Below are 11,488 nucleotides of genomic sequence, written 5' to 3' on the forward strand. Positions count from 1 at the left end.
AATTTCATAGAGTCCTTTTTTCGTATGCTGTTATATGGGAAGGAGGAGTTACTTGCCTTCGTAATAGTAGCGGGTCCACATGACGACTTCCGAGAGAGACGGGTGAGGCGTCATGGTTTCGCTGAAGGTGTAGACAGATTTCGGCGTCAGGGTCCGCGTCAAGGGCAGGGCCCGCAGTTTCTTAGCCGTTTCCGAAGCGATGTCTTCGTGGACGGGCTGAAGGGTGTGTTCGCCGCTCATGAGGTTGTTGATGAAAGGCTGAATGAGGATCGAGGCTTCAGGCCCTACGATGTGGGCGCCGAGGATGAATTTCGTCTTTTTGTCGACGACCAATTTGATGAAGCCGTCGTCATCTTGGCCCGGTTCAAAGCCCATGGCGTAGCCCTTGGCCGAAGCCGAGTAGTGGTTAATGGCCGTTTCGACGTCGTAGCCTTTTTTCTTGGCATTTTCTTCGCTCAGGCCGACTTGGGCCACTTCGGGATAGGTGTAGGTGACGGCCGGGATGATGTCGTAGCTGGCCCAGCGCCAGTTTTCCGGTTCATTGCCCGAGAAGAGGTTGTGGGCAATGATTTCGGCTTCGTAGTTGGCTTTGTGGCGGAAGGGGGCCATGCCGTTGATGTCGCCCAGAGCCCAGATGCCGTCCGCCGTCGTTTCCAGGAACTCGTTGGTTTCAATGTAGCCCCGTTTATCGAGGCGAACGTCGGTGTTTTCGAGGTGGAGGAGATCCGTCGTCGGCTTGATGCCCGGGGCCACCAAGATTTCTTCGGCAGCCACTTCGGCTTCTTCACCGCTGTCGATGTCGCGGATCTTGAGGACTTTGAGGCCGTCGCGGACGGTGACGCTTACCGTGTCTTGCTTTAAGCGGACGTCCATGCCGTAGCGGCGGAACTGTTTGAGGATGAAGGCCGAAATGGCTTCGTCTTCTTTCGGCAGCAGGCGGGCGTTGTGCTGGACGATGGTGATCTTCGTGCCGGCTGCGTCAAAGACGTGGGCAAATTCACAGCCGATGGGGCCGCCGCCGATGATAATCAGGCTCTTATAAGGCTTCTTGGGGAAGGATTCACCGAAGAAGGATTCCGACGTCAGATAGCCGACGTCTTCGAGGCCCTCGATGCGGGGGATGTTGGTCCGGCCGCCGGTGGCGATGAAAATCTTGTCGCCCTGGATTTTTGCGTCCGTGCCGTCGTTTAAGGTGACGTCCAAAGTGTGGTTGTCGACGAAGGCTGCCGTGCCGTTGTAAGTGTCGACGTTGGGGAACTTATCGTAGTAGCCCTGGATGGATTTACTTTCATCAATCTTTTCCCAGAGCCTTTTGGCTAAAATATCCCAGTCGAGGCGGGCATTGTCGGCAAAGACGCCGATGCGGCCGCCTTCGCGGATTTCACGGATGCGGCTGGCTGCCGTGACCATGACCTTAGTCGGGATGCAGCCGCGGTTCAGGCAGGTGCCGCCGAAACTGCCCCGTTCGATAATGGCAACGGACAGCCCTTGGGTAATGGCGGCGTCGGCAATGATGTTGGCCGATCCGGTCCCAATGAGGATGACATCATATTTTTTCATGAGCAAGACTCCTTTACTTTTCAGCTTTATATTAAATACAACCTTTTTCGTATAGTATAAGCGAAAGGCCTTGTTTTGACAAGTCTTGACGAGAGAGGAGCGGTATATATATCGTAAAAATATGGCCCTTGTGTAAAACGAATAGTAATGGCATAATAGGGAAATATGCCGGGTGATAATTTTTTACAATAAGGAGGGCCGTAAGGGCTGTACCCCAAAGATTCCCTCATAATTACTTTACACAACTGGCAGGGTATAGTATAATATCTATGTCGTACGGGTGCTCGGTGTCTCGATGACTCCGACGATCACTTAGCACTTTGCGAATAAGTTTTAATTTTTTACACATGGAGGAAAGATACAATGTTAAGCGTAGAAGAAAAAAAAGCAATCGTAGCTGAATTTGGTGCCAATGAAAACGATACGGGTTCTCCGGAAGTACAGATCGCGCTGCTCACCAACCGCATCACATACCTCACGGAACATCTCCGCAGCCACAAAAAGGACCATGCGTCCCGCCGCGGCTTGTTGAAACTCGTCGGCCAGCGCCGTAATTTGCTCGGTTACTTGCAGAAACACGACCTCGATCGGTATCGTGCAATTCTCGAAAAATTGAACTTGCGTAAATAATTTCGCATACTGTAGGGCTGATGTGACTGCATCGGCCCTTTTTTCAGAACACAGGTTGGTAGGTTGTAGTTTGGGCGAATCGCCGATTTTTCCAAACTAGTGCCTATCACCTGTCAGATTCAAGGAGGTAACAATGGAAGAACAGAAATTCCAAATGGATTTCGCCGGCCGTCCGCTGGTGATTGAAGTCGGCAAATTGGCGAAGCAAGCCAGCGGTGCCGCACTGGTACGGTATGGTGACACCGCCGTTTTCGTAACGGCAACGGGATCGAAGGAAGCCCGTGAAGACGCAGACTTTTTCCCGCTCACTGTCGATTACGAAGAAAAGATGTATTCTGTCGGCAAAATCCCCGGCGGCTTTATTAAACGAGAAGGCAAACCGCCCGAATCGGCAACCCTTTTTGCCCGTCTCATCGACCGCCCGATTCGTCCGCTCTTCCCGAAAACGTATCGTCATGACGTCCACGTCGTGGCTTATGATTTTTGCGTAGATCACGACAATGCCCCGGAAATCGCCGCTATGATCGGTGCATCCGTTTCCCTGTGCATGTCTCATATTCCCTTTGCCGGCCCGATCGCCGGTGTCCGCGTCGGCCGCGTAGACGGTGAATTCGTCATCAACCCGACGGTCGCTCAGAGCGAACAGAGCGACATGGACATCGTCGTTGCCGGTACGAAAGACGCCATCCTCATGGTCGAAGGCGGCGCTAAAGAAGTTCCGGAAGAACAGATCCTCGACGCTATCATGGTCGCCCATGAAGAAATCAAGAAAGTCGTCGAATTCCAGCTTTCCTTCCTGGACAGCATTTCTGTACCGAAACAGGAATTCGTCGAAAAAGAACCGCCGGCTGACATCGTCGAAGCCGTTCATGCTTACGGCGAAGAAGCCATGAAGACGGCTATCTTCACGGCCGATAAGATCGAACGCGAAGAAAAGATGAACGCTGTCGAAGCCGACATCTATGAACACTTTGCCGACATCTACCCCGATAATGCCGACGACGTAGCCGACATTACTCAGAAGATGATCAAGGAAATCGTCCGCCACATGATCGCCGTCGACAAGATTCGTCCCGACGGTCGCCGCGTCGATGAAGTCCGTCCGGTCAGCTGTGAAGTCGGTCTCTTTGCCCGCACCCACGGCACAGGCCTCTTTACCCGCGGCCAGACGCAGATCATGAGCTTCTGCACCCTGGCTCCCTTGTCGGAAAGCCAGCACATCGACGGCGTTGGCCTGGAAACGGACCGCCGCTATATGCACCACTACAATTTCCCGTCCTTCTGCGTCGGCGAAACGAAGTCGTCCCGCGGTCCCGGCCGTCGTGAAATCGGTCACGGCAAATTGGCTGAACGAGCCCTGACTCAGGTCATGCCGAGTGAAGAAGAATTCCCCTACGCTATCCGCGTCGTATCGGAAGTCCTGGAATCGAACGGTTCGAGCTCCATGGGCAGCGTTTGCGGCAGCACCCTGTCCCTGATGGATGCCGGTGTTCCTATTAAGGCTCCTGTAGCCGGCGTCGCCATGGGCCTGGTCACCAAAGGTGAAGACTTCACCATCCTCACCGACATCCAGGGTATGGAAGACGCTCTCGGCGATATGGACTTTAAAGTTGCCGGTACGATGAAAGGCGTTACGGCCATTCAGATGGATATCAAGATCAAAGGCCTCAGCCGTGAAATCCTCGACCAGGCTTTGAAACAGGCTCACGAAGGCCGTCTCCACATCATGAGCAAGATGCTCCAGACCATCGACGAACCGCGCAAGGAACTGTCTCCTTTTGCGCCGCGCATCATTTCCATGCACATCAACCCCGATAAGATTCGCGACGTCATCGGGCCAGGCGGCAAGATGATTAAGCAGATCACCGAAGAAACGGGTGCTAAAATCGACATCGACGATTCGGGCCTGGTCTACATCGCAGCCGTCGACGGCGAAAGCGGTGATAAAGCCAAGGCTTGGATCGAAAAATTGACGGAAGACGTAGAAGTCGGTAAGACCTACGTCGGCAAAGTCACGCGGCTCATGAACTTCGGCGCCTTCGTCGAAGTCCTGCCCGGAAAAGAAGGCTTGGTCCACATTTCCCAGCTGGCTATGGAACGCGTTGAAAAAGTCGAAGACGTCGTCAACGTCGGCGATGAAATCATGGTCAAATGCGTCGAAATCGACAGCCAGGGCCGAGTCAACCTGTCCCGCAAAGCCCTCCTCGGCGGCGGTGATGAAGCTCCGTCCCACAGAAGTCGCGGTCCCCGCGGCGGTCACAGCGGCAATCGCGACCGCCAGAAACGGTAGGCCGTCATGACGGGCAGAGGTTTTGAAATCGTCACGGCCTACAAAGACCGTGACATCCACCTTCCCATTCGCAAGACGGCTAAGAGTGCCGGCTACGATTTGGAAGCGGCTGAAACGACGGTGCTGGCGCCTCATGCCGTGACCGTCGTCCCGACGGGCCTCAAGGCTTTCATGGAAGGCGATGAATACTTGTCTATCTTCATCCGTTCCAGCCTGGCTTTTAAAAAAGGCCTCATGCTGGCTAACAGCACGGGCATCGTCGACAGCGACTACTATAATAACGAAGACAATGAAGGCCATATTATGATCGCCTACTACAATACGAATGATGTGGCCTATACGATTGAAAAAGGCGACCGCATCGGCCAGGGCATCTTCATGAAGTACCTGACCGTCAACGATGATACTGCCGGCGGCCTTCGTACCGGCGGCATCGGCAGTACCGGCGTCTAAATGCTTTTAGAGGAAACAACGGCCGGCAGGGGAGACCTTGCCGGACTGCTGTTATAAATGGATACCAACGATTATATATTTTTAATTAAGGAGGCTTAATTATGAAAATGTATGATGTCATCGTAATTGGTTTTGGGAAAGCCGGTAAAACCTTAGCCGGACAATTAGGCAAACAGGGCAAGAAAGTAGCCTTGATCGAAAAAGACAACGGCATGTACGGCGGTACTTGCATCAACGTCGGCTGCATTCCGTCCAAACGCCTCATTACCGAAGCGGCAACGGCTCCGACGTCTGATTTCGCTTCTAAAGCTGCGTATTATAAAAAAGCCGTCGAAGGCAAACGCGAATTGACGGGTGCCTTGAACAAGGCTAACTACAATAAACTGATCCAGGCCGGCGTCGAAGTCATCGACGGCATGGCATCCTTCGTCGATGCAACGCACGTCGAAGTCAAGACGAAAGACGGCGTCGTCCAGCTCGAAGGTAAGCAGTTCGTCATCAACACCGGCGCTACGTCGGTCATCCCGGGCATTCCCGGCGTCAAAGACAGCGATAAAGTCTATACGTCGGAATCGATGATGGACTTGGATGAACTTCCGGAAAAACTGACCATCGTCGGCGGCGGCTACATCGGCTTGGAATTTGCCGCCATGTATGCTAACTTCGGCAGCAAGGTCACGGTCGTTCAGGATATCGATGTCTTCCTGCCTCGCGAAGACAAGGATATCGCTGATAACATCCGTTCTGTCCTGGAAGCCAAGGGCATTGAAATCGTGACCGGTGCCAAGACGACGAAAATCGAAGGGGCAACCCTTTACTACACCGTCGGCGATACGGATACGGTATTAGAAGGTGACGCCATCTTGATGGCTACCGGCCGCCGTCCTAACACGGATGGCCTCGAAGCTCAGAAAGCCGGCATTGCCCTCTCCGACAGAGGCGCTGTCGTAACGGACGAACACCTGCGGACCAATGTTCCCAACATCTGGGCTGCCGGCGACGTCTGCGGCAATTTGCAGTTCACCTACATTTCCCTCGACGACAGCCGTATCATCCTGTCTGACATGAGCGGCAAAGGCGACCGGACGACACAGAACCGCGGTGCCTTCTCGTATTCGGTCTTCATCGATCCGCCCTTCTCGCGGGTCGGCCTCAGCGAAAGCGAAGCTAAGGCTAAGAACATCGACTATCGGGTCATGAACCTGCCGGCTGCGGCCATTCCGAAGGCCAAGGTCCTGCGCAAACCGGAAGGCGTCCTCAAAGCCCTCGTCGGCACTGACGACCAGATCCTCGGCGTTCAGCTCTTCTGCGCTGAATCCCATGAAATGATCAACCTCGTCAAAATGGCCATGGACAACAACTTGAAATACCAGGTCCTGCGCGACTTCATCTACACCCATCCGACGATGTCGGAAAGCTTGAACGATCTGTTCGCTTTCTAAATTTGTAACATAACCACACTCAGACAGCGGCAGCCTTCCGGACCCTCCGGAGACGCCGAGCCGCTTTGCATATAAGAATACAGCCTGCGGCTTGCTGTCGGCGTTGGAATAAAAAGCTTCTCGGGTTCGCAGCAGCGGAGTTCGGGAAGCTTTTTTTGAAAGGATGATACTATGAGTATTAGTAAGGAAACCCTCGTTTCCCGTAAGGAAATTATGAAAGGACGGGTGCTCCACGTAACGGTGGACACTGTGTCCATTGATGACGGTCAGGGTGGGGAACAGAAGACGGCCACCCGCGAAGCCGTTTGGCATTTCGGCGCCTGCGCCATCCTGCCCTTGACCGATGACGGCAAGATTATCCTCGTCCGCCAGTACCGCTATGCGGCAGCCGTCGCTATGCTGGAAGTCCCGGCCGGGAAAATCGAACACGACGGTGAATCGCCGGACTACTGCGCCGCTCGGGAACTCGAAGAAGAAGCCGGCGTGACGGCCAAGGAAATCCTGCCCATGGGCTACGTCTACACGTCGCCCGGTTTCTGCAACGAACGGATTTACCTCTATTTGGCCAGAGGCCTTGAAAAGGGGAAACAGCATCTCGACGACGACGAATTCATGAACGTCGAATACTATACGCCTAAAGAAGTCGAGGCCCTCATCGATAAGAATGAAATCACCGATGCCAAGACCATCGCCGCCTTTGCCAAGGCCCGCAAATATTTGCCGGGATTATAAGGAGGGGAGCTTATGAAATTCAATCGCATCATCGTCATCGTCACCGACAGCGTCGGCGCCGGCGGAGCTCCCGATGCCGAACGCTTCGGCGATAAGGGGGCCGATACCTACGGCCACATCGACGCCAAGGTCCCTTTGAACCTGCCCAATCTGCGCCGCATGGGCCTGGGCAAGGTCGCTAATATCCATCACAAAGATACGGACGTCATCGGCTCCTACGGCCTCATGGAAGAGATATCCATGGGCAAGGATACGACCAGCGGCCACTGGGAATTTATGGGAAACCCCGTCGAAAATCCCTTCCCGACCTTTGAACACGCCTTTCCCCAAGATCTCCTCGACGCCTTTACGGAAAAGACGGGCTGCGGCTATATCGGCAATGAGATCGCGTCGGGAACGGAAATCATCAATCGCCTCGGCGCCGAACACTTTAAGACCGGTAAACCCATCGTCTACACGTCGGCTGACAGCGTCTTTCAAATCGCCGCTCACAACGACGTCATTCCCTTGGAAGAATTATACCGTATCTGCGACATTACGCGCCGCGAAGTCTGCGTCGGCCCTTATGAAGTAGGCCGCATCATCGCCCGTCCCTTCATCGGCGAACAGGGCCATTTTGTCCGCACGGGAGACCGCCGCGATTACAGCCGCCTGCCGAAGCGGAAGATGGTCTTCTCCTACTTATCGGAAGCGGGCTATGCCGTCGTCGGTGTCGGTAAAATCGGCGACATCTACGCCCATATCGGCCTCACCGAATCGTATCACACGGCCAATAACCACGAAGATATGGTGGCCCTGCGGGAACAATTAGCCGCCCATCGCAAGGATCAGGGCCTGCTCATGGCCAACTTCGTCGACTTTGACAGCATGTACGGCCATCGCCGCGATGTCGAAGGCTACGCCGCCTGCTTGGAAAGCTTCGATAAAGATTTAGGTCCCCTCATGGCTGAGTTACAAGATGATGAACTCTTAGTCATTACGGCCGATCACGGCAATGACCCGACCTGGCACGGTACGGACCATACTCGCGAACGGGTGCCGGTCCTGGCCTACAGCCCGGCCCTTCGAGAATCGGTCGACCTCGGCATTCGCAAGACCTATGCCGATTTGGGTATGACCATTATGGATAATTTCGGCCTCACAGGCCTTCAATTCGGAACGGGCTTTTTAACAGAACTGAGGTGATCCTATGTGGCCTATGGACTGCATCGCCCATAAAAGAGACGGAAAAGTCTTAACGGCTGACGAAATCCGCCGCTTCATCGCCGACTACACGGCCGGCCGCATTGCCGACTATCAGGCGGCAGCTTGGCTCATGGCCATTTATCTTCAAGGCATGACCGATGAAGAAACGACAGAATTGACACTGGCTATGGCAAAATCCGGCGACATCGTCGATCTGTCATCCATTCCGGGCATCAAAGTCGATAAGCACAGCACCGGCGGCATTGCCGATACGACGACCCTCATCGTGGCGCCTCTTGTCGCTGCAGCCGGCGTGCCTGTCGCCAAGATGAGCGGACGGGGACTGGGATTTACGGGCGGTACGGCGGATAAACTGGAATCGATTCCGGGCTTTCACATCGTCTTGCCGGAAGAAAAATTCTTAGAACAAGTGCGCCGCGTCGGCATTTCCCTCATTACCCAGTCCGGTGAAATCGCTGCCGCCGATAAACTGCTGTATGCTCTTCGTGATGCGACGGCGACCGTCGAAAGCATCCCCCTCATTGCCAGCTCCATCATGAGCAAGAAAATCGCCTCCGGCGCCGATGCCATCGTCCTCGACGTCAAATATGGCGACGGGGCTTTCATGAAGACCAAAGAACGGGCGCAGGAACTGGCCACGATCATGGTCAGCATCGGTCGTTTGGCCGGTCGTCCGACGCGGGCTGTCATAACCTCCATGTCGGCGCCCTTGGGTACGGCCATCGGCAACGCCCTCGAAGTCGACGAAGCCGTCGAAGCCTTGTCCGGTAAAGGCGGGCGGCGTCTCATGGAAGTCGTCGAAGCCTTAGGCGCTCAAATGCTCATCGTCGGCCAAAAAGCGTCCGATGAAGCTCAGGGGAGAGCCATGATCCGAGACCTGATTGCTTCCGGTAAGGGCCTGGCTAAGTTTAAAGAATGCATCAAGGCCCAAGGCGGGAGTACGTCGTGGATCGGTAAGCGCCCCCTTACCAAGGCTGAACAAGTCTTTACGGCGGTCAGCACCGACGGCGGCTATATTACCCGCATCGACGGCCGGGCCCTCGGCGAAATCGCTATGGAAATGGGTGCCGGTCGGGCCCGTAAAGAAGACGCCATCGAGCCCATGGTCGGTATCCGCCTCTTTAAGGAACTCTACGATCCGGTACGGCCCGGCGAAGCCTTATTCACCTTATACGGAAAGAAAGGCGACGATATGATGGCCCTCGCTCAACGCGCCGCCGACCATATCATCGTAACCGACGAACAGGCAGCGATTCAGGAACCTGTCGTCAGCGACATCATCTTATAAAGGGCAGAGAAAAGGCCTTGTACCGTTTTTTTAGAAGCGTACAAGGCCCTTTGCCAAGAAAGGAACCTCATGAAAGAAACACGGCAAATCCCTGTGCAGAAGGGGAAAACCTATGAATTGTCCATCGCGGGCCTGGGGACGAGCGGTGAAGGCATTGGCCGCTATGAAGGCTTTACGGTCTTCGTGCCCTATGCTCTGCCCGGTGAAACGGTGCGGGCTCGGGTGACGATGGTCAAGAAAACCTACGCCTCGGCCGTCTTAGAACAGGTCCTCACGCCGTCGCCGGACCGGGAAAAGCCCCCCTGTCCGGTCTATGAACGCTGCGGCGGCTGTCAGCTCCAGCACCTCAGCTATGAAGGCGAATTGAAGGAAAAACGACAGCAGGTAAAAGACGCCATCGAACGCATCGGTCACCTGCAGGGCGTCGACGTCCTGCCCGTCCTCGGTGCCAAGACGCCGTGGAATTACCGCAATAAGATGCAGTTTCCCGTCGCCGCTGCCGGCAAGCGGAACGTCGCCATCGGCTGTTTTGCCGCAGCGACACACGAAGTCATCGACGTCGAAAACTGTGCCATTCAAAAAGAAGGCAATAACGTCATCGCCGCCGTCGTCCGCCAATGGATGAAAGATTTCAAGATTCCGGCCTACGACGAAGACGCCCGGACGGGCATCGTCCGCCACATCATGGGCCGCGTCGGCGTCCACACGGGAGAAGTCATGGTCTGCCTGGTGACGGCTTCCGACATGGTGCCTCACATGAAGGACCTGGTCCAATACCTGCGCCGCGACGTGCCGGGCCTCAAGAGCGTCGTCCAAAACGTCAACAAACGCCATACCAACGTCATCTTAGGAAATAAGACCAAGACCATTTACGGCAGCGGCACCATTCACGACTCCATCGGATCTCTGACCTTCCACATCTCGGCCCAGTCCTTCTTCCAGGTCAACAGCGAACAGGCCCAGCGCCTCTACGAAACGGCCCTGGACTTTGCCGATTTGAAAGGCGGGGAAATCGTGGCCGACGTCTACTGCGGTACGGGGACGATCACACTGTTCTTAGCCCAGAAAGCCAAACAAGTCTACGGCATCGAAATCGTCGACTCCGCCATCCGCGATGCCGTCCGCAATGCCAAGGACAACAAAATCGGCAACGCCCAATTCATCCTGGGTGACGCCATCTATAAACTGCCCGAACTCATCCGTAACGGCGTCCGGCCTGACGTCATCGTCTTGGACCCGCCTCGTGCCGGCTGCGGCGAGCCGGTCTTAAAAGCCATCGCCAACAGCAAACCCAAGCGCGTCGTCTACGTCTCCTGCAACCCGGCGACCCTGGCCCGCGACCTGGCTTACCTTAAAGACCACGGCTACCATACACAAAAAGTACAGCCCGTCGACATGTTCCCGCGGACTCACCATGTTGAAGCCGTGGCCTTGGTAACCCCATAAAGGTAAAGATGTATACGCACTTTAATTAACCCTCTAAAGTTTGACTAAAAATTCAACTTTAGAGGGTTAATTTTATGGAAAAATATAGTTACAAACTTAATTGATAAATTATTTTCTAAGATTTATGGGGAGAGATGGGATAAGTGGCTCTGTCCAATAAATATAATCTTCTCGGTGCTGATGATATTCAAAAATTAGTGATTTTTTTGGCATATTACTCTAAGGGGGCTGCACTTTATATTGCACAGGTGAATTGAAAATATGGATTAGACGTTAGGTAAATACTATAATATTCTAACAAATTCGAATCAGAAAGTACGATAGTATTCGATTAAAAGGCGAAACTATTTTGAATGTTTTAAAGCATTTTTTAATGTTATAATAATAACATAATAGGAGGTAGGGACAGTGAGTAGACTTGGGTACTGTCAAATATTTTTC

9 protein-coding genes are annotated in these 11,488 nt (G+C 54.1%); 8 read left to right on the plus strand and 1 reads right to left on the minus strand.

What is annotated here, in order from left to right; all coding sequences use genetic code 11:
- Positions 1-48: 48 nt before the first annotated feature.
- Positions 49-1,560, minus strand: coding sequence for an NAD(P)/FAD-dependent oxidoreductase (locus tag A0U42_RS09930; protein ID WP_065360841.1), 1,512 nt, complete (start codon positions 1,558-1,560; stop codon positions 49-51).
- 363 nt (positions 1,561-1,923) lie between these two features.
- Here A0U42_RS09930 and rpsO point away from each other — a divergent pair, with 363 nt between their 5' ends.
- The 8 genes from rpsO to rlmD all read left to right on the plus strand — a co-directional run bounded on the left by rpsO (position 1,924) and on the right by rlmD (position 11,047).
- Positions 1,924-2,190 carry a 30S ribosomal protein S15 gene (gene rpsO / locus A0U42_RS09935; protein WP_065360842.1) on the plus strand — a complete coding sequence of 89 codons (267 nt, stop codon included), beginning with the start codon at positions 1,924-1,926 and terminating at the stop codon, positions 2,188-2,190.
- Positions 2,191-2,323: 133 nt separating this feature from the next.
- Complete coding sequence (locus A0U42_RS09940; RefSeq protein ID WP_065360843.1) at positions 2,324-4,480, plus strand: polyribonucleotide nucleotidyltransferase; 2,157 nt, start codon at positions 2,324-2,326, stop codon at positions 4,478-4,480.
- 6 nt (positions 4,481-4,486) lie between these two features.
- A complete protein-coding gene (locus A0U42_RS09945; protein WP_065360844.1) occupies positions 4,487-4,933 on the plus strand; it encodes a deoxyuridine 5'-triphosphate nucleotidohydrolase in 447 nt (148 codons plus the stop codon).
- A 101-nt stretch (positions 4,934-5,034) separates the two neighbouring features.
- Positions 5,035-6,375, plus strand: a complete 1,341-nt coding sequence (locus A0U42_RS09950; RefSeq protein ID WP_065360845.1) for an FAD-dependent oxidoreductase — start codon at positions 5,035-5,037, stop codon at positions 6,373-6,375.
- 171 nt (positions 6,376-6,546) lie between these two features.
- Entirely contained in the window at positions 6,547-7,107 is a 561-nt protein-coding gene (locus tag A0U42_RS09955; protein WP_065360846.1) for an NUDIX hydrolase, read from the plus strand.
- A 12-nt stretch (positions 7,108-7,119) separates the two neighbouring features.
- Positions 7,120-8,292 carry a phosphopentomutase gene (locus tag A0U42_RS09960; RefSeq protein WP_065360847.1) on the plus strand — a complete coding sequence of 391 codons (1,173 nt, stop codon included), beginning with the start codon at positions 7,120-7,122 and terminating at the stop codon, positions 8,290-8,292.
- 4 nt (positions 8,293-8,296) lie between these two features.
- Positions 8,297-9,601 (plus strand): thymidine phosphorylase, encoded by a 1,305-nt coding sequence (locus A0U42_RS09965; RefSeq protein ID WP_065360848.1) that lies wholly within the window; start codon positions 8,297-8,299, stop codon positions 9,599-9,601.
- 69 nt (positions 9,602-9,670) lie between these two features.
- Complete coding sequence (gene rlmD / locus A0U42_RS09970) at positions 9,671-11,047, plus strand: 23S rRNA (uracil(1939)-C(5))-methyltransferase RlmD (RefSeq protein ID WP_065360849.1); 1,377 nt, start codon at positions 9,671-9,673, stop codon at positions 11,045-11,047.
- The last annotated feature ends 441 nt before the right edge of the window (positions 11,048-11,488 follow it).

It is taken from the genome of Megasphaera sp. DISK 18 (assembly GCF_001682955.1).
GTDB classification, from domain to species: domain Bacteria; phylum Bacillota; class Negativicutes; order Veillonellales; family Megasphaeraceae; genus Megasphaera; species Megasphaera massiliensis.